Below are 22,438 nucleotides of genomic sequence, written 5' to 3'. Positions count from 1 at the left end.
TGACAGTTCGACAAAACCCTGACAAAACTACTGCCGGATTCATGTGTTAGCGCTCACATCCGACTGACCTCAACGAAGAGGAGTTCGGCGTGGCCTCACGATCAAGGGTGTTCCGGCGTTCGGCAGAGGCACTGCTGGCCCTGGCCGCGGCCTCGGCGGTGGCGGCTTCGGCGGTGGTGGCCTCGTCCGCCCAGGCGACCGTTCCCACGACCGGGGGAGACGACCGCCCGCCCCGCACCCTCGCCTGGCCGGCCACCGCGGACGGGTTCGCCGGCACCGGGGGCGGCACCACCGGCGGCGCGGGCGGGGCCACGGTCACCGTCACGACCTTCGCCGACCTCGTCCGCTACGCCACGGCCGCCGCCCCCTACGTCATCAGGGTCGACGGCGCGGTTAACGCCACCCCCTACGGCACCGAGGTGAAGGTCGCCTCGAACAAGACCATCGTCGGCGTCGGCACCCGCGGCCACCTCGTCAACGGCGGCTTCTTCCTCGGCACCGGCGTCAACAACGTGATCATCCGCAACCTCACCATCCGCGACACCCTGATGGCCTCCGACGACCCGGACGACAAGGACTTCGACTACGACGGCATCCAGCTGGACGGCGCGCACCACGTGTGGATCGACCACAACACCATCACCCGGATGAACGACGGCCTGATCGACAGCCGCAAGGACACGTCCTACCTGACCGTGTCGTGGAACGTGCTGGCGCAGAACAACAAGTCGTTCGGCATCGGGTGGACCGAGAACGTGACCGCGCGCATGACCATCCACCACAACTGGATCCGCGACACCAACCAGCGCAACCCCAGCACCGACAACGTGGCCTACGCCCACCTCTACAACAACCACCTCCAGAACGTCCGCTCCTACGGCAACTACGCCCGGGGCGCGACCAGGATGGTCCTGGAGAACAGCTACTTCGACAACGTCAAGGACCCGTACTACCGGGACGCCGCCGCGCAGCTGCGCCAGTCCGGCAGCGTCGTGGTCAACTCGCCGGGCCGGCGGGAGACGGGTGGCTCCGCGTTCGACCCGCGCTCCTTCTACGCCTACACCCTCGACGCCGCCGCGGACGTCCCGGCGCTGCTGCGCGCCTACGCGGGCCCTCGGCCCGACATCGGGGTCTGAGACCGGTCGTCCCGGAGGGGTGCCGCTTCGCCCCCTCCGGGCCGCCGCGCCTCATCCTCGCCGGGCACCCGCACCTTCACCCCTCCGGGCCCCCGCGCCTCGCCCTCCCCGAGCCGCCGCGCCTCGCCCTCCCCGAGCCCCCGCCCGGCACGCGTGCCCGACCAGGCCGCCCACAGCGCCGCGTACCGCCCGCCCGCGGCCAACAGCCGTTCGTGCGTCCCGCTCTCCACCACCCGCCCTGCCTCCACCACCACGACGCGGTCGGCCGTGGCCGCCTGGGTCAGGCGGTGCGCGACCAGCAGGCCGGTCCTCCCGTCCAGGGCCCGCGCCGCCGCCTCCTCCAGCTCCCGCGCGCCCGCGCTGCCCGCGTCCGCGGTCGCCTCGTCCAGGATCGCCACCGGCGGGTCGGCCAGCACGAGCCGCGCGAGGGCCAGCTGCTGCGCCTGCGCCACGGTCAGCCGGTGCCCGCCCTCCCCGACGACGGTCGCCGTCCCCGAGGGCAGCGCGCGCACCCAGCCCAGCGCGCCCACGCGGTCGAGCGCGGCCAGCAGGTCCTCGTCGGCGGCGTCGGGCCGGGCCAGGCGCAGGTCGTCGGCCAGCGGCCCGGCGAAGACGTGCACCTCCTGCGTGATCAGCGCGACCGACCGCACCGCCGAGGCCAGCTCCACCCCGCCGAGGGCGATGTCCCCGGTGGTGGGCCGGTGCACGCCCGCGATCAGCTTCGCCAGCGTCGTCTTGCCCGCGCCGGACGCGCCGACCAGGGCGACCCGCTCACCGGCGCCCAGCTCCAGGTCCACGTCCGCGAGCGCCGGGTGACCGTCCACGTAGGAGTGCCCGACCCCGGTCAGCCGGACGGACGCGTCCGCCGGCCGCACCCGGCCCTCCGCCGTCGGCACGGGCTCGTCGGTCACGCCCACCAGCCGCGCCAGGGACGCGCCGGCGGCCTGCACGTCGTCCGCCAGCGCGAGCGCCGCGTTCACCGGGTTGAACAGGTTGTGGAAGTACAGCGCGGCCGCCGCCGCCGTGCCCACGGACACCGAACCCCCGCCCACCAGCAGGAACCCGGTCACCAGCACGCCCGCCAGGCCGATGAACTCGGCCAGGTTGAGCCGGCCGAAGAACGAGGTCAGCAGCCGGATCCCGCGCAGCGCCAGGTCGACCGCCTCGCCCGACCGCGACCGCACCCGCGCCACGTGCTCGTCGGCGAGCCCGAACGCGCGCACGGTCGCCGCGCCGCCGATGGAGTCCAGCAGCTGCTGTTGCTGCGCCCCGACCGCGACGCGCTGCGCCGCGTACAGCCGCACCGCCCGCCCGCCGTACCAGCGCACCGTGTGCACGTGGATCGGCAGCGCCAGCAGCACCGGCAGGAGGAACCGCCAGTCCAGCACCGCGATGCCGACCACGGTCAGCCCGATGGTCAGCGCCGACCGGGCCATCACCGGCAGCGCGGTGCGCACCGCGTCCGCGATCACCTGCACGTCCCGCGTCACCCGCGAGGTGAGGTCGCCCGCGCCGGCCCCCTCCACCCGCTCCAGCGGCAGGTGCAGCGCGTGCACCACGAACCTCTCCCGCAGGTCCGCGAGCACGCCCTCGCCCAGCCGCGCCACCAGGGACGTGCCGAACGCCGTGGCCACGCCCTGCGCGACGGCCACCAGCGCCAGCGCCACCACCAGCCGGGTGATGTCGGCCGACCCGCCGGTGACCACGTCCACCACCCGCCCCAGCAGGGGCGCGGTGAGCAGGCCCGCCGCGGTGCCCGCGAACAGCACCAGGAACGCCGTCCAGGCCGGGCCGCGGCGCGGGTGCAGCAGCTCGCCGACCGCGGCCCGGGTCCGCGCGCCCGACGCGACCGCCAGCAGTTCGCGCATCAGCTCAACACCGCCAGTCGGTAGTCCTCGTCGGCGACCAGGTCCGCGTGCGCGCCCGAGGCGACCACGGCGCCGGCCACCAGGAACACCACCCGGTCGGCCGCGGTGAGCAGGGCGGGGCTGGTGGCCACCGCGATCGTGGTCAGCCCGGCCCGCACCCGCTTGATCCCGGCGGCCAGCGACACCTCGGTCACCGCGTCCACCGCGGTCGTGGGGTCGTGCACGACCAGCACCGGGGGCGCGGCGGCGAGCGCGCGGGCCAGCGCCACCCGCTGCCGCTGGCCACCGGACAGCGACCGGCCGCGCGCGGAGACCGGGGTGTCCAGGCCGTCGGGCAGGGCCCGCGCCACGTCGTCGACCCGCGCCGCGGCCATCGCCCCCTCCACCCCGGCCCGATCCCCGCCGCCCGCCGTCACGTTCTCCCGCACCGTTCCCTCGAACAGGTCCGCGTCGTGCGCGGCCACCAGCACGGCCGACCGCAGCGCCGCGTTCTCCAGGTCCGCCAGCGGCACGCCGTCCAGCGCCACCGACCCCGCCTCGGGGTCCACCTCCCGCGCCAGCACGGCCAGCAGCGACACCGCGTCGGCCGGGTCGCGGGCCACCACGCCCAGCAGTTCACCGGGCTCGGCGGTCAGCGACACCCCGCGCAGCGTCCCGGAGGTCACGCCCGACAGCTCCACCCGGCCGCGCACCGGGACGGGCAGCGGCGCGGAGCCGGGCGGCACGGCCGGTGGCGCGGCGAGCACCTCCGCGATCCGCGCGGCCGAGGCGCGGCCCTGCGCGAGCAGGCCGGTGACCCAGGAGAACACCGACAGCGGCCACAGCAGGAACTGCGCCAGCCCGACCGCCGCCACCAGCTCGCCCACGGTGATGGCGCCGGACGCCGCCAGGTGGCCGCCGACCAGCGCCACGACCGCGAGGAAGACGCCGGTCATGGCCAGCATCGAGCCGTCCAGCCAGGCCCGCGACCGGGCGGCGCGGATCGCTGCGCCCATCGACGAGCGGCTGGTCTCCCGGTACCGCCGGGCGGCGGCGGCCTCCGCGCCGATGCCCTTGAGCGCCCGCAACCCCGCGACCAGGTCGGCCGCGACCCCGGAGGCGAGCGCGGCCCGGTCCTGCTCGGCGTCGCTGCGCCGTTCGAGCGGTTTGCCCAGGAAGTGGGCCAGCACCAGCAGCAGCGGCGTGGCGACGAGCACCAGCAGGCCCAGCACGAGCGAGACGCGCAGCAGCGCCACCGCGCCCACCAGCAGGCCCGCCAGGGCGGCGAAGGCGGTCGGCAGCGCGAGGTTGACCTGGCCGACCCGCTGGGCGTCGCCGGTGGCGATGCTCGCCAGCTCGCCGGACAGCCTGCCGCCGACGCCGCCGTCCGCGGCCAGCACGCGCCCGGCCAGCCGGGTGCGCAGCTCGTGCGCGGCCCGGTGCGACCCCTGCTCGCCGAGCCGGATCGAGAGGCGCCCGCTGAGCGACAGCACGAGGAACACGACCGCCAGCACGCCGATCCAGAGGGCCAGCCGGCGGCCGGAGCCGGTGCGCACCGCCTCGTCGACGACCGCGCCGATCACCAGCGGCACGGCGGCCTCGCCCGCCTGGTGGCCGGCGCCCAGCAGCGACGCGGAGACCACCGTCCTCCACTGCCCGGCCACGGTGTCCCTGAGGATGGTTTTCACCCGGAGAACTGCCTTCCGCTGGATGATCAGGCGAGGCTATCCTAAGGGCCGAAGAGGGCTGGATCACTCCCGCGGCACGTGGACTTAGGTTAGGGTAACCAAAGTTCGATCATCCCTGTTGTCGTACCGATGGGACAGCCATGCCACGACCACCGGTCTTCGACGTCCTCGGCGTCGGCTTCGGGCCCTCCAACCTGGCCCTGGCGATCGCCGTCACCGAGCACAACGCGGCCGCGGCCGCCGAAGACGTGGTGACCGCGCACTTCCTGGAGCGGCAGCCCGGGTTCGGCTGGCACCGGGGGATGCTGCTGGGCGACGCGACCATGCAGGTGTCCTTCCTCAAGGACCTGGTCACGTTGCGCAACCCCAACAGCACCTTCTCGTTCCTGAGCTACCTGCACGGCAAGGGCAGGCTGGTCGACTTCATCAACCACAAGAACCTCTTCCCGCTGCGCGTGGAGTTCCACGACTACTTCGAGTGGGCCGCCGACCGGGTGGACGACCTGGTCTCCTACGGCACCGAGGTGGTCGCGGTCGAGCCGGTGACCGAGGGCGGCGTGGTGACGCACCTCGACGTCACCTCCCGCACCGCCGGGGGAGGGGTCGAGGTGCGCCGGGCCCGGAACGTGGTGCTGGCCACCGGCCTGCGGCCCGCGCTGCCCGAGGGCGTGCGCCCCTCGGCGCGGGTGTGGCACAACCGGGACTTCCTGCACCGCGTCGAGTCGCTGACCGACCCGCGGCGCCTGGTGGTCGTGGGCGCCGGGCAGAGCGGCGCGGAGGTCACCGCGCACCTGCACGAGCGGTTCCCCCGCGCCGAGGTGTGCGCGGTGTTCGCCCGCTACGGCTACAGCCCGGCCGACGACAGCCCGTTCGCCAACCGGATCTTCGACCCGGCCGCGGTGGACGACTACTTCGCCGCGCCCGACCACGTCAAGCGGATGCTCATGGACTACCACGCCAACACCAACTACGCGGTGGTCGACCACGACCTGATCGAGGAGCTGTACCGGCGCGCCTACCGCGAGAAGGTGCTCGGCGCGCAGCGCCTGCGGCTGCTCAACCTGTCCCGCGTGGCCGAGCTGCGCGACGACGGGCCGGTCCTGCGGGTCGTGGTGGAGTCGCTGGCCACCGGGCGGCGCGAGGTGCTCGACGCCGACGCGGTCGTCTACGCCACCGGGTACCGCGAGGCCGACCCGACCGACCTGCTCGGCGAGCTGGCCGGCCGCTGCGCCCGCGACGAGCTGGGCCGGCTGCGCGTGGGCCGCGACTACCGCCTGCACGCCGGCGACGACCTGGCCGCCGGCCTCTACCTCCAGGGCGGCACCGAGCACACGCACGGCATCTCGTCGTCCCTGCTGTCCAACACCGCGGTGCGGGTGGGTGAGGTGCTCCGGTCGGTGCTCGACCACCGCGCCGCGACCGTTCCCGCGCCACCGGAGTTCGCGATCAGCGCCTCCCCCGCGAGCTGAGCACCGGCTCCGCGGCGGACAACCGAGTTCAACCGGAGGAGAGAACCGTGACCAACCCCTTCGACGACGCCGAGGGCAGCTTCCACGTCCTGGTCAACGACGAGGAGCAGCACTCGCTGTGGCCCGCGTTCGCCGAGGTCCCGACCGGCTGGACGTCCCGCTTCGGCCCCGGCACCCGGGAGGCGTGCCTGGCCTACGTGGAGGAGCACTGGACCGACCTGCGGCCGCTGAGCCTGCGCGGCTGACCGGGTTCGGGGCCGCCTGGTGCGGAGCCGTCGGGTTCGGGGCCACCGGCAAATCCGGTGGCCCCGTTCCACGCGCCCCCCTACGGTTCGCCCGTGCACCACGGCGAGTTCCGCGACCCCAGGATCATCCCGCTCTACGACGCCCAGTACGGCTGGAGCACCCCCGACGACTTCTTCCGCTCCGTGGTCGGGGAAACCCCGAACGCCCGCGTGCTCGACCTCGGGTGCGGCACGGGCCGGCTCACCCTCGGGCTGGCCGCCGCCGGGCACGCCGTCACCGGGGTGGACCCGGCGCGGGCCTCGCTGGACCTGGCCCGCGCCAAGCCGGGCGCCGAGCGGGTGACGTGGGTCGAGGGCACCTCCGCCGACCTGCCCGCCGCGGCCTTCGACGTGGCCGTGATGACCTCCCACGTCGCCCAGTTCCTGGTCACCGACGCGGAGTGGGCGGCCGTGCTGACCGACCTGCACCGGGCGCTCGTGCCGGGCGGGCGGCTGGCGTTCGACTCCTTCGACCCGCGCGCCCGCCGCTGGGGAACGTGGAACCCGGTCGACAGCCGCCGGGTGGTCGTGCTGGACGGCGTGGAGGTCCCCCAGTGGACCGAGGTCACCTCCGCGGCGGACGGCCTGGTGTCGTTCACCCACCACTACGAGTTCCCGGACGGGAAGCGGACCGGCACCGCCACCATGCGCTTCCGCGGCGAGGAGGAGTTGCGGGAATCGCTGCGCGCGACCGGTTTTTCCGTTGAGCGGGTCTACGGCGGCCGGCACCGCGAACCCGTCGGCGCGCCCGACGGTGAGCTCCTGGTGATCGCGCGCCGGGCCTGAACCCACCCCGCAGCCGCGCCGGGCCCGACCTCACCCCCGGGCGGACCCGCGCGCGGTGAGCAGGAAGGCGGGCGAGGACCAGTAGTCGTGCAGCGGCTCGACCACCGCGTCGGTGAAGCCGGCGCGCCGGACCTGCTCGACCCACCGCGCCGCCGGCTGCTCCCAGGTGGCGCGCACCGCGCCCGGCACCAGTTGCCCGGTCAGCACCGGCATCAGGAAACCCTGCGCCACCAGTCCGCGGTCGGCGTCGTACTCGGCCAGGCCGCGCTCGTAGGTCTCGGCCAGGAACCGGCGGTGCGCCGGGCCCGCGTGCGGCACGTCCGGCACGTCGAACTCGACCACCGCGAGCACGCCCACGTGCGGCGCGAGGTCGGCCAGCACCGCGTCGCGCTCCTCGTGCGACAGGGTGTGCAGGGCGAACGTCGACTGGACGACGTCGAACGCGGCGTCGGCGGGCAGGCCCGCCGCGAACGGCTCGACCCGGGTGCGGTGCGCGGTGACGCCGGGCAGGTCGCGCACCAGCGCGTCGAGCAGCGCGGCCGAGGGCTCGACCACCGTGACGGCGCCCGGGGCGTGCGGGCCGGCGAGGGCGGGGCGCAGCGCCCGGCCGTCGCCGCACCCGATGTCGAGCAGGGTGGTCGGGCGGGTCCGGGCGTAGACCTCGCTCAGCGCCGCGACGACCGCCGCGTACAGCGCGGTGTTGCCGCCGCCGTTGACGAACGCCTCGAAGGCCGCCGGCTGGTCGTAGACCCCGCCGGGACCCCGGTCGGTCGAGAGGTGCTCGGCCAGCGCACGAGCCAGCGGCGAGTCGCCGCGGCGGGCGATTTCCCGGGCCAGGTCGACGTGCCCGGCGGCCAACGCGTCGAGGGCTTCGCTGATCTCCACCCCGGGAGGATGCCATCCGGGAGGGACCCGCCCGGGAGGATGCCGTCCAAGATCCCGCCAAAGGATGCCGCCCGGGACGGGGCCCGCCCAGCCGGGTTCGGTCGCCGGCGGTTTCGGCCGCCCGCGGGTTCGGCCGCCGTCAGGCGGACTGCCGGGCCGGCGGCAGCAGCCACCGGATCGCGCCGGTGATGCCGTGACCCGCCAGGCGCACGGCGGTCCGCTCGGTCACCGGCAGCAGCGGCAGGCGCAGCGGCAGCCTGGTCCACGCGGGCAGCGACGCCACGGCCGCCGCCGCGATCGCCGCGTAGGGGACCCGGGCCGGGGCCGGCAGCGGCGGGGTGAGCAGCAGGAACCGGGCGGCCTCGCGGGCCTCCGGCGTGCCCCGCAGCTCGGGCCGGAACGCGGCCAGCCGCGCCGCCAGCCCGGCCACCGTCGTGGGCGGGTCGGGCACCCCCAGCTCGGCGGCCACCCGCGCGGTGTCGGCGACGTAGCCGTCCTGCTCGGCCGGTGACAGCCTGGTCGTGCCGTAGCGCTGGTGGCAGTGCAGGAAGCTGTCCACCTCGGCCAGGTGCACCCACTCCAGCAGGTGCGGGTCGTCGGCGCGGTAGGGCGTGCCGTCGCGCGTGGTGCCGCTGATGCGGGTGTGGATCCCCCGCACGCGGTCGACCGCGCCGGCCGCGTCGGACGCCGTGCCGAAGGTGGTCACCGCCAGGAACGTGCTGGTCCGCTGGAGCCGCCCCCAGGGGTCGGCGCGGTAGTCGGAGTGCCCGGCCACCGCCGCCATCGCCACCGGGTGCAGCGACTGGAGCAGCAGCGCGCGCAGACCGCCGATGAACATCGCCGCGTCGCCGTGCACGCGGCGGACCGGGCGGTCCGCGGCGAACCAGCGGGGGCCGGGGCTGAGGTGGATGCGGTCCCGCGTCGCGGGGCCCCCGGGACCGGCCACCCGGTCGAAGACCGCGGCGCCCAGCCTGCGCCGCACCTCCGAGGGGTCCAGCAACTGCCGCAGGTCGTCCACGTCCACGGCAACCGCCTCCCACCACCGCACGTCCATGACAGCTCCAGTATCCGGATTCGCGGGGGTGGCGCACAACGGTCGAGGAACCGGTCCATTCTGGTCCATTGTGGACGGTCGTGGCGCCCGCGATCAGCTCACATCTCCGTGTCGGCCCACCAGTGGATGCCGAGAAGCGCTCCCGGAGGTCGGGATTGGTGCTGTGCGACTTGGAGGGGTTTTCGGTCAACCGGTAGCGGAAATCAGCCCACCGCTGCCGGGGTGTCCGGCATTTCAACTCCACGACCATGACGGACGGTACCGCCGCCCCGATCGGGCTGAGCGCGGTGAACACCAGGTCCGCATTCTCGGCGGGGTTCTCGTAGATCGGGACGTTGGCGCCGGGGACGATGTCGACGTGGGTCGAGGCGTCAAGTTCCTCCTGATCCTGGAACTGGCTCTTCAGCCAGAGCGGGAACCGCGTGGTGGCCCACACCTCCCAGCCGCCGCTGAACAGCGACACGTCCCTGATCGCGTCCCGCTCCGCTTCGATCCATTCCGCGAGCGCGTCGATGAGGACCACGGGGTTGATGGTGTTGTCGGGCATGGTCGAACCCCTTGGGGATTGAAGGGGAGGGGGCGCGGGGTGCGGAGGAGCCGCACCCCGCGCCCCGGGACGGCGGACGGGTGCGGGGTGTCACCCGCGGTCGAGCGGGCGGCTCGGGTCGCTGCGTTCGGCTGCGCCCGCACCGCGAACACGCCGGAGTTCGACATGCCGATGCCGACCGAGGCGCCGCCGCCGGGCACCGGCGGCAGCTCGCGGATGTAGGGGCTGCCGAGCTGCGGGTTGCTGTTGGCCCGGCCGCCTTTGAACCGGTGGGCGCCGTCGGCGTGGTCGAACAGGACCTGGTTCGAGCTCAGGTCGCCGGGGACCGGAGTCCTTGGTTCTTCTCCGGCTTTGTCAATCGGTTTTCCCGCCGAAATCAGTACACCCCGGAGGGGATGCGGTGTCGAGAAGTCCGACACCCCCCGACATGTCTACTCCGCATTCACCCGGATTTGTTCTTGTCGGCGAACGCGCGCGTGTTTTCGCAACGCGGAACGAGAGGTGGCACGGAGCGGAAGTGGTGCGAGTTGAACTGCCGGCAGAGCGCGTTCCGGGCCCGGCGGCTCACCGAGCGGTCGGCCACGGCGTTGCCGGGTCGGTTGGAGGCGCTCGCCGTCGAGCTGCGGGACCCGGAGGGCCGGCGAACCCCGAACGGGGAGTGGCGCACCCGCCCCCGGCGGAGCGGATCGGGTTGGATCGGGGGGTGACCACCTTCGCGATCGTCGGCTCCGGCTGGCGGGCCGAGTTCTTCTGGCGCCTCGCCGCCGCCCTGGACGACCTGACCTGCGTCGGCGTGGTGTCGCGGGCGCCCAAGGACCTGCCGGTGCCCGTCCACCTGTCCCTGGACGACTGCCTGCGGGCCGGACCGGACTTCGTGGTCACCGCCGTTCCGTGGTCGGTCACCCCGGGCCTGGTCGTCGAACTCGTCGACCGGGGCGTCCCGGTGCTGGCCGAGACCCCGCCCGCCCCCGACCTCGACGGCCTGCGCGCCCTGTGGGCCAGGGTCGGCGGCAGCGGTCTGGTGCAGGTCGCGGAGCAGTACACCCGGATGCCCGCCCACGCCGCGCGCATCGCCCTCGTCCGGAGCGGCGTGCTCGGCGACCCGACCCGCGCCGACGTCTCCTCGACCCACCAGTACCACGCCGTGTCGCTCATCCGGACCCTGCTGGGCGCCGGGCGCGGTCCGGTGCGGGTCCGCGCCACCCGCCACACCGCGCCGCTGGCCGACCCGATCACCCGCGCGGGCTGGGCCGACCCCGTCGAGGTGAAGCCGGCCACCACGACGATCGCCACGATCTCCTTCGAGGAGCACGGCACGCTGGGCGTCTACGACTTCACCGAGAACCAGTGGCACAACCAGCTGCTCCTGCGCCGCCTGCTGGTCCGCGGCACGAGGGGGGAGCTGCGGGACCACGAGGTCGTCCACCTGGCCGCCGACCGCACCATCACGCGCAACCCGGTCGTGCGCCGGCAGACCGGCTACGACCTCGACCTGGACGGCTTCGACACCGACCACATCACGTTCAACTCGGAGGTCCTCTACCGCAACCCGCACCGGGGGCGCAGGTGGAACGACGAGGAGATCGCCATCGCGACCCTGCTCCAGGACACGGCCGCCTGGGTGGCCGGCACGGGCCCCGAGCCGTACCCGCTGGCGGACGGCGTGCACGACCACCGCGTCGCGCTGGCGATCGAGGAGGCGGCGGACCGGGACACGACGGTCACCACGACCGCCGAGCCGTGGTCGTGAACCCCGGCGGGGCCGCGGTCGGCCGCTGACGCCGCGCCGGCCGCGGCGCTCCCGGGCCGCCGGGCGGGACGCGGCCGGTCCGGCACCGCCCCGTCGCCGCCCCGCCCGGGTCGTGCCCGGTCAGCGCGTGGCGGCCTCGGCCGCGCGGACCGCGTCCTCCACGGTGTCGTGCAGCGGCAGCAGCCGGTCCATGGCGGTCAGCTCCAGCGACCGGCGGACGCTGCGGCCGGCCACCACGTGCACCGGCAGTCCACCGCGGCCGGCGCTGTACTCGCGGACGTGCGCGAGCGCCGCGATCCCCGACGAGGCGAAGAAGGTCACCTCGGAGAAGTCGAGCACGAGCGCGTCCGCACCGCTGTCGAGCAGTTCGACGCAACGCACCCGCAGGGCGTCGCTGTTCGCGAGATCGATGTCACCGACCTGTCGCAGCACGGTGACGGTGCCGCGGACGTCGGTGCTGATCGCCGCCGAAGAGGAGTTGGATTCGTTCACGTGCACATGATGCCTGTTCACCCAAGGTGGCACTCGATGAGCCGAACGTGACTCTTCGTGTGAACGAACTCGGCCATTGCCGCGCCACATTGCTCCGAAAAGCACGTTTGACCGCACCTCACCGGGTATGACCTGCGCTCGGAGAAAGAATTCCGTCCGGGGCGAACCGCCGGCGGTGGGTGGTGCGAATACGGGATGAGGGGAACGTGTGAGGCCCGGTTGTTCCCCCTCGCGGCCGAACGCGGGCCGCGGCGCCGGCGCCGGGCAGGCGGATCTGCCCGGTGCCGGCGACCGGGGGTGAACCGCGCCCCGCCGCCGGCCGTATCCGCGGTTGTGCGCGTCGACCAGCCACCCGGCAGCGCCCGGCGCCTCTGCGCGGGCTTGAGCGTCGCCGCGTTCCTGCTCGGCCTCTGGCAGCTGATGTCGCCGGTCGCCCTCGGCTACGGCTTCACCGAGCCGTCCGCCGCGGTCCGCGACGCCGTGGTGGCGGGCGCGGTGGTCGTGGTCGTCGCCCTGGTCGGCATGATGGCGCCCCTCGACGGCCGGTGGCCGGGACCCGTGCTGGTCCTGGCGGGCTGGTGGATCGCCGCCGTGCCGTGGCTGACCGGCGTCCGCCCGACCGACACCGCCGCCCTGGGCAACGCCCTGGTCACCGGGTGCGCGGTGGCGTTGCTCGGGATCGCCCTGGCGCAGGTCGCCCGGGTCCGCCGCTGACGGCGGCGCTTCACACGACCAGCACGAGCTTCCCGCGCGCGTGGCCGGCGTCGATCACCCGGTGCGCCTCGGCGGCCTCGGCCAGCGGGAGGGTGCCGGCCACCGCGGTGACCAGCTCGCCCCGCGCGGCGAGGTCCGCCAGCTCGGCCAGCCGCCCCGCGTCGCGCCGGGAGTTCGCGCTGAACGTGACGCCGAGGTCCCCGGCCGCCGGGTCGGCGATGGTGACGATCCGGTCCGTGCCGCCGCGCAGCTCGATCGAGTCCGGCAGCGCGCCCCGGCCCGCGACGTCGAACACCGCGTCCACACCCGAGGGCGCCAGCTCGCGCACCCGGTCGACGAGGCCGGGACCGTAGGTGGTCGGCGTGGCCCCGAGCGCGGCCACGTGCTCCTGGTTGCCCGGCCCGGCGGTGCCGATGACCCGGGCGCCCGCCGCGACGGCCAGCTGCACGGCGATCGTGCCCACCGCGCCCGCCGCGCCGTGGACGAGCAGGGTCTCCCCGGCGGTGACGCCCAGCAGGCGCAGCACCCGGTCGGCCGTCTCACCCGCGACCGGCAGCGCGACCGCCCGCTCCCAGTCCAGCGCGGCCGGCTTGCGGGCGAACGTGGTCAGCAGGGCCTGCTCGGCGTACGCGCCGGTGTCGGCGAACCCGAACACCTCGTCGCCCACCGCCGCACCGGTGACGTCGGGACCGACCGCGTCCACCTCGCCCGCGACCTCCGAGCCGAGCACGGTGGGCAGCACCGTGGTGAACGCGGACTCCATGGCCCCGGACCGCACCTTGGCGTCGAACGGGTTGACCCCCACCGCGCGCACCCGCACCCGCACCTGACCGGCCCCGGGCTCCGGAACCTCCACGTCGGCCGGCCGCAGCTCCTCCGGCCCACCGAACCGCTCCAGCACTACCGCCTTCATCGTGACGTCCCTCCGTGGCGCCGCGGCCGCCGGTGCGGCCGGGACGGCGAGGCTGCCGACGGTATCGCCGGTGCCGGGCGCGTCCCGGTCGGGGGACGGGTGGAGGACCGGTGGAGGACCGGCCACCCCGGCTCCGACAACGCCCGCGTGCCCGGCGCCCGCGGCTTCCGGCACGGCTCGCTGGTCCCGGGCCTCCGGCACCGCCTGCCCGTGCCCGCCACCTCGGCCCCGACGTGCCCCGCGGCCTCGGCTCCGACGCCGTCCCCGCCACCCTGGCGTCCACCACATCCCGCCGGCCTGCCTGCGCCGCACCCACCCCACGCACCACCCACCCGGCACTCCCGCTGTTCCCACGCGCAAAAACAACGAATGTGCTAAAAATGAAGGTTGGCATTACCCGAGAAATTGCCGGGCAGATACAACCAGTATAGCACGAGGGGCAACCATGGCCACCGGGGAATTGTCCGAGGAACAAGAGAAGATCGCATCCGTGCACGCCAGGCTCGACCGGGAGCGAGCCGAGGCGCAGGCCGCCCTGGACGCCGCCCTGCGCGACGCCGACGAGCAGCGCTGGCACCGCGAGGTCACCGTGCGCACCAGGTCCGAGCAGCTCAGCCGCCTGGAGGTGGCCGAGGACGGCCTGTGCTTCGGCCGCCTCGACACCGCCACCGGCGAGCGCGCCTACATCGGGCGGATCGGTTTGTTCGACCCCGGGAACGACTGCGAACCGCTGCTCCTGGATTGGCGCGCACCCGTCTCCCGCCCGTTCTACACGGCGACCGCGGCGAATCCCGAGGGGGTGACGCGGCGGCGCCACTTCCACGTCCGCGGGCGCGTGCTGGAGAGCTTCCACGACGACGACCTGCACGTCACCTCGGAGACCCTGCTGGCGGCGTTGAACGCGCCCCGCGCGGGCACCATGCGCGACATCGTGGCCACCATCCAGGCCGAGCAGGACGAGGTGATCCGCCTGCCGCACCGCGGCGTCCTGGTGATCGAGGGCGGTCCGGGCACCGGCAAGACCGCGGTGGCCCTGCACCGCGTCGCCTACCTGCTCTACGCGCAGCGCGAGCGGCTGTCCCGGCAGGGTGTGCTGGTGATCGGCCCGAACCCGGGGTTCCTGCGCCACATCGGCGAGGTGCTGCCGTCCCTGGGCGAGACCGACGTGGTGTTCGCGACGCCGGGTGAGCTGTTCCCGGGCGTGCGCACCGACCGCGAGGACACCCCCGAGCTCCAGGCGCTGAAGGGCGGACTGGCGGCCGTGGACCTGGTGCGCGAGGCGATCGCGGACCGTGAGGAGCTGCCGGACGAGCCGATCCCGGTCGAGCTGGAGGACGTCACGGTGCCGCTGACCGCGCCGCTGGTCGAGGTGGCCCGCGAGATCGCGCGCGCCTCGGGCCTGAAGCACAACGAGGCCGGGCCGGTGTTCCGCCGCGCGCTGGTCGACGTGCTCGTGCCGCCCGCGCTGGAGCTCATCGGGCTGGACTGGCCCGAGCTGGCCGACGACGTGCGCCGGGAGCTGGCCCGTCACCCCGACCTGGCGCGGGCGGCCGCCGAGCTGTGGCCCGTGCTGACGCCGGAGGGTCTGCTGGCCGACCTGTACGCGGGCCGCTGCTCCGCCTTGGGCTACCCGGAGCTGCACCGGGACGACTCCGGGGCGTGGACGGTCTCCGACGTGCCGCTGCTGGACGAGGCCGCCGAGCTGCTGGGCACCGACGGGGCGGAGGAGCGCCGGGCGGCCCGGGAGCGCCGCGAGGCCGTCGAGTACGCGCGGGGCGTCCTGCACGTCGTCGACACCGACGCCGAGATGCACGAGGAGGAGCTGCGCGCCGTGGACCTGGTGCACGCCGAGTGGCTGGCCGACCGCCACACCCCGGCCGACCACCGCGTGCTCGCCGAACGCGCCGCCGCCGATCGCGAGTGGACCTACGGGCACGTGGTCGTGGACGAGGCGCAGGAGCTGTCCGCGATGGACTGGCGGCTGCTGCTGCGCCGGAGCCCCAACCGCGCCATGACCGTCGTCGGCGACCTGGCGCAGCGGCAGGCGGAAGCCGGCGTCCGCACGTGGCACGACGTCTTCGACCGCTACGTCCCGGACCGGTGGCGGCACCACCGGCTGACGGTCAACTACCGGACGCCCGCGGAGATCATGGCGTGTGCGGCGCGGGCGCTGGCCGAGGTCGACCCCGACGCGGTCCCGCCGACCTCGGTCCGCACCGGCGAGCCGCCCACCGAGGTCACCGGCGGCGACCCGGAGTCCTTCCGCCCGGCAACCGGCACGTTCGCCGTGATCAGCGTGGACGGCCCGCTCACCCCGCGCGCGTCGAAGGGCCTGGAGTTCGACGTGGCGGTGGTGGTCGACCCGGACCGCATGACCCCGCCCGAGCGCTACGTGGCCCTGACCCGGGCCACCCAACGCCTGGTGATCCTGCACAAACCCACCTGAATCCGCGCGAGTCGTACGTCCAGACCCACCGTGTCGTACGTTCAGGACCCCCGAGTTCAACGTTCAGGACCCCTGGCCGACCCGATCGGGGGTACGCGAACGTAGAACTCGGGGGTCGCGAACGTACGACACGGTGGTCCTGGACGTACGACTCGCGCGGGGTGGCGTGTAGGGTGCGCGGCTGCGTGGTGGCGGTCGGGGGGAATCAAGTGGTGGTGGTGGGGGAGGGGGCCGCGGCGGTCTGGGACCGGTGGCGGGTGGCGGTTGAGCGGTTGCTGCCGGAGGCGCCGCGCAGCGACCTGCCGCGCGGGCGGCTCGCGTTCGGGTTCGTCGTGGCGTTCCTGGGCGCGGTGGGGTTCCAGCTGCTCATGCCGGCCGGGTGGTCGCGGCTCCAGCGGGTGTGGGCCGAGGACGGCGCGCGCTTCCTGCTCGACGGCATCACGCAGCCGTTCGCCACCAACCTGGTGTCGCCCTACGGCGGCTACCTGCACACGATCCCGCGCCTGGCCGCCGAACTGGTGTCGGTGCTGCCGCTGGAGTGGGCCGCCACCGGGTTCGCGGTGCTGGCCGCGGTGCCGCGGGCGCTGGTCGCGCTGGTCGTCTTCGCCGCCTCGGCGGGCCACCTGCGCTCGCTGCCGGTCCGGTTCGCGCACGCCGCGCTCGTCGTGGTGCTGCCCGTGGGCAACTCCGAGCCGCTGGACAACGTCACCAACCTGCACTGGTTCCTGCTCTACGGGGTGTTCTGGGCGCTGCTGTGGCGGCGCGAGCCCCGCGTGCCGGTGGCCGTGGTCGTCTTCGTCGTGCTGGCCACCCTGTCCAGCCCGCTGGTGGTCCTGCTCATCCCGGTCGCGCTCCTGCGGTTGGCGCTGCGCCGGGACCTCGCCCTTCCCGTCGCCTTCCTGGGCGCCGCGGCGGTGCAGGCCGTGGTCATGGTCTTCGCCGAGCGGAACCCGTACTCCCACGACCCCGTCGACCCGGTGCAGGTGGTGCTCGCCGCGCTGCTGCGGGTGCCGGTGGCCGCGTTCACCGGCTCCGAGCAGGTCGAGCGGTACTACCCGGCGCTGGGCAACGCGCCGGTGCTCGTGACCCTCGTGCTGGTCTGCCTGCCGGTGCTCGCCGGGCTCCGCTGGGGCGGCCGGCCCGGTCGGCTGCTGGTGGCGCTCGGGCTCGGCTACAGCGTGCTGGTGATCGTGGTGACGCTGACCACCAACTGGGGCCAGCAGCTCCAGGTGCAGCAGCCGGGCGTGGTGCTCGCCGCGCAGCGCTACAGCATCGCGCCGTGCCTGTTCCTGTTCGCCGCGGTGGCCGTCGGCCTCGACGCGGTGCCCCGGGAGACGTGGGCACGCCTGGCGCTCAAGACGGGGCAGGTCGTGTTCGCGCTCGTCGTGTTCTGGAGCGTGGTGCAGCACGTCCACGCTCGCGGCGGCGTGCTGGAGGGCCTCCCGTGGGGCGACAGCGTCGCGCGGGCCCGCGAGCAGTGCGCCGCGGGCGGGTCGGTCGGCCGGTTCGAGCACGAACCTGACCGGTGGTTCTTCCACGTGCCCTGCGCCTACCTGGCCCGCTGATCCCCGCACGACCGGTGCCCGCAGGCCCCACCCCCGCATGACCCGTCACTGCACGACCCGTCCCCGCACGACCGGGCGCGTTCGCGCAGGAACGCGCGTTCGGCGTCGTTGTCGGCCAGGGCGATGGCCCGCTCGTACTTGACCGCGGGCAGGTAGTAGTAGCCGGCCAGCCACCGGTCCCGCTCCAGCTCCGCCACCGCCACGGCCCGGTTGAGCGCCACCACGGGTGACGGCCACACCCGGGCCGGCTCGTCGTAGAGCACCAGGACCTGCGGCCAGTCCGTCTCGGCGTACGTCGGCGCGGTGGCGTGCAGCGCCGCGATCGCGGCCTGGAGGGCGAAGCGACCCGGGCGACCGCCGCGCAGCGCGGCCACGACAGGTCGACACCCCCTCGCCACTACGGCGGGCGAACGGGTCGCGGCGAAATCGACACCTCCTTGCCGGATTGACGGCAAACGGGCTTTGCTGCTGAATCATGTGGGATTCCGTTCGAACATGGAGGTTCGTGGATGCCTCGCCTGGGCGTTCTCGTGGCGGTTGTGGCGGTCGTGGTGGGTTTGGCCGGGACGGTGGCGCCGACGAGCGCGGCGGGCGGCGCACCGGCGGGCGGCGCATCAGCACCGGTAGGCGGCGCACCGCCCGGCACCTCGCTCCCGAGCGCCTCGCCGCCGGGCGGTGACCTCTACGCGTACCTGGAGGACCCGCGCAAGGTCGCCGAGGGCCAGGAAGCGCCGCACGCGTTCCTGCGCCCGCAGGCCGACACCGCCGCGGCGGTCCGCGGCGACGAGCGCGGCCCGTACAGCCTCGCCCTGGACGGGGAGTGGCGGATCGCCATGGCCGACCGGCCGGAGGAGGTGCCGGCGGGCTTCCACGCCGAGGGCTACGACACGTCGCGCTGGCGGCGGGTCACCGTGCCGCACACCTGGCAGACCGACGGCCTGGACCACCCGATCTTCCGCAACATCGCCACCGAGGTGCAGCCGGACGACCCGCCACGGGTGCCGCGCGACGTCAACCCCACCGGCGCCTACGCCCGCGACTTCGACGTGCCCGCCGGCTGGCGCGACCGCCGCGCCTTCCTCCGGTTCGAGGGCGTGACCTCGGCCTACTTCGTCTGGGTCAACGGCCGGTACGTCGGCTACGACCAGGGCGGCTACACGCCCGCCGAGTTCGACGTGACCGACGCACTGCGACCGGGCCGCAACCGGGTCGCCGTGCAGGTGCACCGCTGGAGCGCGGGCTCCTACCTGGAGGATGTCGACCAGTGGCGGTACTCCGGCATCTTCCGCTCGGTCGGCCTCTACGCCACGCCCGCCACCCACGTGCGGGACGTGACCCTGCGGACCGACCTGGACGAGACCCACACCGACGCCACCCTGACCGCCGACGTGGAGATCGGCCACGAGCCGGGCGGCACGACCGGCGCGCACCGCGTCACCGCGAGCCTGCGCGACGCCCGCGGCCGGGAGGTCGGCCGGACCTCGCGGCCGGTGGACGTGACCGGGCCGGGCGCGCGGGTCCGGCTCACCCTGCCGGTGCGCGACCCGGCGAAGTGGACCGACGAGACGCCGAACCTGCACACCGTCGTGCTCACCCTGACCGCGCCCGACGGCACGACGCACATCACCTCCGAGACCACCGGGTTCCGCGAGATCGAGGTCCGCGACGAGCAACTGCTGGTCAACGGCAAGCGCGTCCTGTTCAAAGGTGTGAACCGGGCCGAGACCGACCCCGACCACGGCAGGCACGTCCCGCGTCCCGCGCAGGAGCGCGACGTGGCGCTGATGAAGCAGCTCAACGTCAACGCGGTGCGCACCTCGCACTACCCGTCCGACCCGTACTTCTACGAGCTGGCCGACCGGCACGGCCTGTGGATCGCCGACGAGGTCGACATCGAGACCCACAACCACGAGGACTGCCGGGTCTGGTGCCAGGCGGACCAGCCGGAGTGGCGCGACGCGTTCCTCGACCGCTTCACCGCCATGGTGCAGCGGGACAAGAACCACCCCAGCGTGTTCCTGTGGGACACCGGCAACGAGGCCGGCCTGGGCGCGCACCACCACGCGATGGCCGAGTGGCTGGACGCCAACGAGCCGACCCGGCCGAAGTACCACCAGTCGAACAACCCGGACGGCGACGCGCCGTTCGCCGACGTCCGGGGCCCGCGCTACCCGTCACCGGAGAGGTTCGCCGAGCAGGCCCGCACCACCACCAAGCCGCTGATCCTCGGCGAGTACGCGCACGCCATGGGCAACAGCCTGGGCAACTTCCGCGAGTTCTGGGACGTCGTCCGCGCCAACCCCGCCGCCCAGGGCGGCTTCATCTGGGACTGGGCCGAGCAGAACATCCGGCAGCCGGTCCGGGTCGTGCCCGACGCCTCCGGCCACGACATCCCCGCCCACCTGTCCGGCGCGCCCGAGCTGGTCGACGGCCGGCGCGGCAAGGCGCTGCGCCTGTCGGGCCTGGACGACTTCGTGGAGGTCTACCGGGACCGGCGGCTCGACATCACCGGCACCGCGCTGACCCTCGACGTGTGGGTCAAGCCGGAGCGGTGGACCGGTGACTTCCGCATCCTGGGCAAGGGCGACCACCAGTACGCCCTCAAGATGAAGACCGAGCACACCCTTGAGTTCTTCATCCACAGCGGCACCTGGCGCGCGGTGCAGGCCCCGGTGCCCGCCGACTTCTACGGCAACTGGCACCGGGTCAGCGGCACCTACGACGGCACCGCGCTGCGCCTGTACCTCGACGGCCGCGAACTCGCCTCGACCCCGTTCACCGGCGCCATCGACCCCTCGTCGGCCGAGGTCAACATCGGGCGCGACTTCGAGACCTCGTGGAACGACCCGTCGAACGTCGGCCGAATGGCGCAGGGCGCGTTCGACGACGCGCGGATCTACGACCGGGCGCTGAGCGCCGAGGAGCTCACCGCCCCGACCCCGGTCGGCGGCGCGGTCCTGGCCCTGGACTTCGACCGCGTCGAGGAGCGCGGCACGCACCTGTCCTACGGTTCCAGCCTGTCCGGCGTCGACGGCCTGGTGTCCGCCGACCGTGACCCGCAGCCCGAGACGACCCAGATGGCCTGGGCGCACCAGCCGCTGCGGTTCGGCTGGGCCGACGGCGTGCTGTCGGTGCACAACGAGCGGGCGTTCACCGGCACCGACGGCCTGGCGCTGCGGTGGCGGGTCCAGGAGGGCTCGCGCGTGGTGGCCCGCGGCGAGCAGCCGCTGCGCGTGGCGGCGGGGGAGACCGGGACCGTCCGGCCGCGCGTCCCGGCCAACCCGGGCGACCGCGAGCGGTTCCTGACCGTGGAGGCCGTGGTGGGGGCGGAGCAGCCGGTGCTGCCCGCCGGGCACGTGCTCGCCCACGACCGGTTCGCCCTCGGCGGCACGCGGGTCCCCGGCCTGGACCGGGCGCCCGGGGCGGGGCGGGTGCACGTCTCCGACGGGGCCGACTCGGTCACCGCCTCCGTCCGCGGCGTCACCTACGAGGTGGACAAGGGGAGCGGCGCGCTGTCGTCGATCCGGGTGCGCGGGCGCGAGCTGCTGCACGGTGGGCCGCGGCTGGACGCGTGGCGGGCGCCGATCAGCAACGAGACGTTCGCCTGGGGCCGGGCCGAGGGTGAGGACTGGCGACGCGTCGGCCTGGACCGGCTGGAGACGACCACCACCGGCGTCCGGGTCGAGCCCGACGGCGACGGGGTGCGGGTCGTGGTGGACAGCCGGGTGGCCGCGCCGGACGTGACCGGGGCCTGGTTCGACCAGGTCATGACCTACTCGGTCGACCGGACCGGGACCCTGCGCCTGGGCCACCGGGTGACGCCGCGGGGCGCGGTCCGGGACCTGCCCTACCTGCCGCGCATCGGGGTGTCGCTGGCCGTGCCCGAGCGCTACGACCGGTTCACCTGGTACGGGCGGGAGGCCGAGAGCTACGTCGACCGGGAGGACGGCACCCCCGTCGGCGTGCACCGCTCCACCGTGGCCGGGCAGTACGTCGAGTACCACCGACCCCAGGACCACGGCAACCACACCGACACCCGCTGGGCCCTGCTCACGGACGGCCGCACGGGCGGGTTGCTGGTCGCCGGCGCGCCGGAGGTGGGCGTCACCCGGTACGACGACCTGGACCGGGCGGCCTACCCGTTCCAGCTGCGCCCCAACGACGGGTGGCACACGCTGCACGCGAGCCACGCCGTCACCGGGGTGGGTGACACCCCGAACCCGGTGCGGGAGCGCAGCCGGGTGCGGCCCGACACGACCTATGAGCACACGCTCACGCTGCGGCCGCTGACCCCGGCCGAGGCGCGGGCCGGGCTGCCGGCGGGGGGCTGACCGGCGGGAGGGGCGGACGAGGACGGGGCGGATGAGGGAGTGCCGGCCCGGCCGGCCGGTGCGTTGTCCGGCGGGAAGGCCGGCCGACAGAAGCTTGCCGACAGGTGCGGTTGGCCGGTCACGCCACGGTGACCGGCCAACCGCCGATCAGCGGCGCGTGCGAGATCGCCAGGTCCACCAGCTCCTGCCGCCGCTGCTCCGGCACGTTGGGCAGCTCCACCTTCAGCCGCGCGTCCACGTCGTACTTCTCCGCGCCCTCGTGCCGCAGCGACACCCCGGCGCTGACCACGCAGCCTGAGGTGTCGTCGCCGGCGGAGGACGCCATGAGCACGATGCTCTGGTGCAGGCAGGTGGCCAGCGCCGCCGCGTAGAGCTGCTCGGAGTTCCAGCCGCCGCCGGGGCCGCCCAGCTCGGTCGGCGCGGCCACGGGCAGGTCGGCCGAGTCGTCCACGCGGACCGAGCCCGCGTTGGACACGGCGGTGGTCGAGTAGAGGTTCGTCGCAGTCGTCACCGCCGCCGAGTACCCGGTCC

18 protein-coding genes are annotated in these 22,438 nt (G+C 74.4%); 10 read left to right on the top strand and 8 right to left on the bottom strand.

Annotated features, from left to right (window positions below):
• Window positions 1-89 precede the first annotated feature (89 nt).
• On the top strand, window positions 90-1,136 hold the full coding sequence (locus tag ACFP3R_RS28370) for a pectate lyase family protein (protein WP_380640156.1): 1,047 nt from the start codon (window positions 90-92) through the stop codon (window positions 1,134-1,136).
• Here ACFP3R_RS28370 and ACFP3R_RS28365 read toward each other — a convergent pair.
• Both ACFP3R_RS28365 and ACFP3R_RS28360 read right to left on the bottom strand, forming a co-directional pair.
• Window positions 1,103-3,007: an ABC transporter ATP-binding protein gene (locus ACFP3R_RS28365; protein WP_380640180.1), complete on the bottom strand. Its 1,905-nt coding sequence runs from the start codon at window positions 3,005-3,007 to the stop codon at window positions 1,103-1,105. The genes ACFP3R_RS28370 and ACFP3R_RS28365 overlap by 34 nt on opposite strands.
• Window positions 3,004-4,671, bottom strand: coding sequence for an ABC transporter ATP-binding protein (locus tag ACFP3R_RS28360; RefSeq protein ID WP_380640154.1), 1,668 nt, complete (start codon window positions 4,669-4,671; stop codon window positions 3,004-3,006). Before ACFP3R_RS28360 ends, ACFP3R_RS28365 begins: the two co-directional genes overlap by 4 nt.
• Before the next feature lie 140 nt (window positions 4,672-4,811).
• Here ACFP3R_RS28360 and ACFP3R_RS28355 point away from each other — a divergent pair, with 140 nt between their 5' ends.
• The 3 genes from ACFP3R_RS28355 to ACFP3R_RS28345 all read left to right on the top strand — a co-directional run bounded on the left by ACFP3R_RS28355 (window position 4,812) and on the right by ACFP3R_RS28345 (window position 7,210).
• Entirely contained in the window at window positions 4,812-6,140 is a 1,329-nt protein-coding gene (locus ACFP3R_RS28355) for a lysine N(6)-hydroxylase/L-ornithine N(5)-oxygenase family protein (RefSeq protein WP_380640152.1), read from the top strand.
• Between the two features lie 47 nt (window positions 6,141-6,187).
• Window positions 6,188-6,385 carry an MbtH family protein gene (locus tag ACFP3R_RS28350; RefSeq protein WP_380640150.1) on the top strand — a complete coding sequence of 66 codons (198 nt, stop codon included), beginning with the start codon at window positions 6,188-6,190 and terminating at the stop codon, window positions 6,383-6,385.
• Window positions 6,386-6,478: 93 nt separating this feature from the next.
• The gene (locus ACFP3R_RS28345) at window positions 6,479-7,210 is read left to right on the top strand and encodes a class I SAM-dependent methyltransferase (protein ID WP_380640148.1); all 732 of its coding nucleotides are present in this window, start codon (window positions 6,479-6,481) and stop codon (window positions 7,208-7,210) included.
• Window positions 7,211-7,240: 30 nt separating this feature from the next.
• On the opposite strand, the gene ACFP3R_RS28340 is transcribed toward ACFP3R_RS28345, so the two are convergent.
• Both ACFP3R_RS28340 and ACFP3R_RS28335 read right to left on the bottom strand, forming a co-directional pair.
• On the bottom strand, window positions 7,241-8,095 hold the full coding sequence (locus ACFP3R_RS28340; protein ID WP_380640146.1) for a class I SAM-dependent methyltransferase: 855 nt from the start codon (window positions 8,093-8,095) through the stop codon (window positions 7,241-7,243).
• 139 nt (window positions 8,096-8,234) lie between these two features.
• On the bottom strand, window positions 8,235-9,149 hold the full coding sequence (locus tag ACFP3R_RS28335) for an oxygenase MpaB family protein (RefSeq protein ID WP_380640144.1): 915 nt from the start codon (window positions 9,147-9,149) through the stop codon (window positions 8,235-8,237).
• A gap of 634 nt (window positions 9,150-9,783) precedes the next feature.
• Here ACFP3R_RS28335 and ACFP3R_RS28330 point away from each other — a divergent pair.
• Complete coding sequence (locus ACFP3R_RS28330; protein ID WP_380640142.1) at window positions 9,784-9,918, top strand: hypothetical protein; 135 nt, start codon at window positions 9,784-9,786, stop codon at window positions 9,916-9,918.
• 481 nt (window positions 9,919-10,399) lie between these two features.
• Window positions 10,400-11,446, top strand: a complete 1,047-nt coding sequence (locus ACFP3R_RS28325) for a Gfo/Idh/MocA family protein (protein ID WP_380640140.1) — start codon at window positions 10,400-10,402, stop codon at window positions 11,444-11,446.
• 120 nt (window positions 11,447-11,566) lie between these two features.
• Here ACFP3R_RS28325 and ACFP3R_RS28320 read toward each other — a convergent pair whose 3' ends face one another.
• Window positions 11,567-11,938, bottom strand: coding sequence for an STAS domain-containing protein (locus ACFP3R_RS28320; RefSeq protein ID WP_380640138.1), 372 nt, complete (start codon window positions 11,936-11,938; stop codon window positions 11,567-11,569).
• A 333-nt stretch (window positions 11,939-12,271) separates the two neighbouring features.
• Here ACFP3R_RS28320 and ACFP3R_RS28315 point away from each other — a divergent pair, with 333 nt between their 5' ends.
• Entirely contained in the window at window positions 12,272-12,652 is a 381-nt protein-coding gene (locus ACFP3R_RS28315) for an SPW repeat domain-containing protein (protein WP_380640136.1), read from the top strand.
• Window positions 12,653-12,662: 10 nt separating this feature from the next.
• On the opposite strand, the gene ACFP3R_RS28310 is transcribed toward ACFP3R_RS28315, so the two are convergent.
• A complete protein-coding gene (locus ACFP3R_RS28310; protein WP_380640134.1) occupies window positions 12,663-13,565 on the bottom strand; it encodes an NADP-dependent oxidoreductase in 903 nt (300 codons plus the stop codon).
• A 445-nt stretch (window positions 13,566-14,010) separates the two neighbouring features.
• Here ACFP3R_RS28310 and ACFP3R_RS28305 point away from each other — a divergent pair, with 445 nt between their 5' ends.
• Window positions 14,011-16,011 (top strand): UvrD-helicase domain-containing protein, encoded by a 2,001-nt coding sequence (locus ACFP3R_RS28305; protein WP_380640132.1) that lies wholly within the window; start codon window positions 14,011-14,013, stop codon window positions 16,009-16,011.
• A 212-nt stretch (window positions 16,012-16,223) separates the two neighbouring features.
• Window positions 16,224-17,576 carry a hypothetical protein gene (locus ACFP3R_RS28300; RefSeq protein ID WP_380640130.1) on the top strand — a complete coding sequence of 451 codons (1,353 nt, stop codon included), beginning with the start codon at window positions 16,224-16,226 and terminating at the stop codon, window positions 17,574-17,576.
• Here the strand turns inward: ACFP3R_RS28300 and ACFP3R_RS28295 are convergent.
• Window positions 17,561-17,950, bottom strand: a complete 390-nt coding sequence (locus tag ACFP3R_RS28295) for an RNA polymerase sigma factor (RefSeq protein WP_380640128.1) — start codon at window positions 17,948-17,950, stop codon at window positions 17,561-17,563. The two genes, ACFP3R_RS28300 and ACFP3R_RS28295, sit on opposite strands and share 16 nt — an antisense overlap.
• Before the next feature lie 135 nt (window positions 17,951-18,085).
• On the opposite strand from ACFP3R_RS28295, the gene ACFP3R_RS28290 reads away from it, so the two are divergent.
• A complete protein-coding gene (locus ACFP3R_RS28290; protein ID WP_380640126.1) occupies window positions 18,086-21,907 on the top strand; it encodes a glycoside hydrolase family 2 TIM barrel-domain containing protein in 3,822 nt (1,273 codons plus the stop codon).
• Between the two features lie 118 nt (window positions 21,908-22,025).
• On the opposite strand, the gene ACFP3R_RS28285 is transcribed toward ACFP3R_RS28290, so the two are convergent.
• A complete protein-coding gene (locus tag ACFP3R_RS28285; protein ID WP_380640124.1) occupies window positions 22,026-22,418 on the bottom strand; it encodes an OsmC family protein in 393 nt (130 codons plus the stop codon).
• Window positions 22,419-22,438: the final 20 nt, after the last annotated feature.

Origin of the sequence: Saccharothrix lopnurensis, assembly GCF_042658445.1 — a bacterium.
Lineage (GTDB): Bacteria > Actinomycetota > Actinomycetes > Mycobacteriales > Pseudonocardiaceae > Actinosynnema > Actinosynnema lopnurensis.
This window is presented reverse-complemented; position numbering and strand designations above follow the sequence as displayed.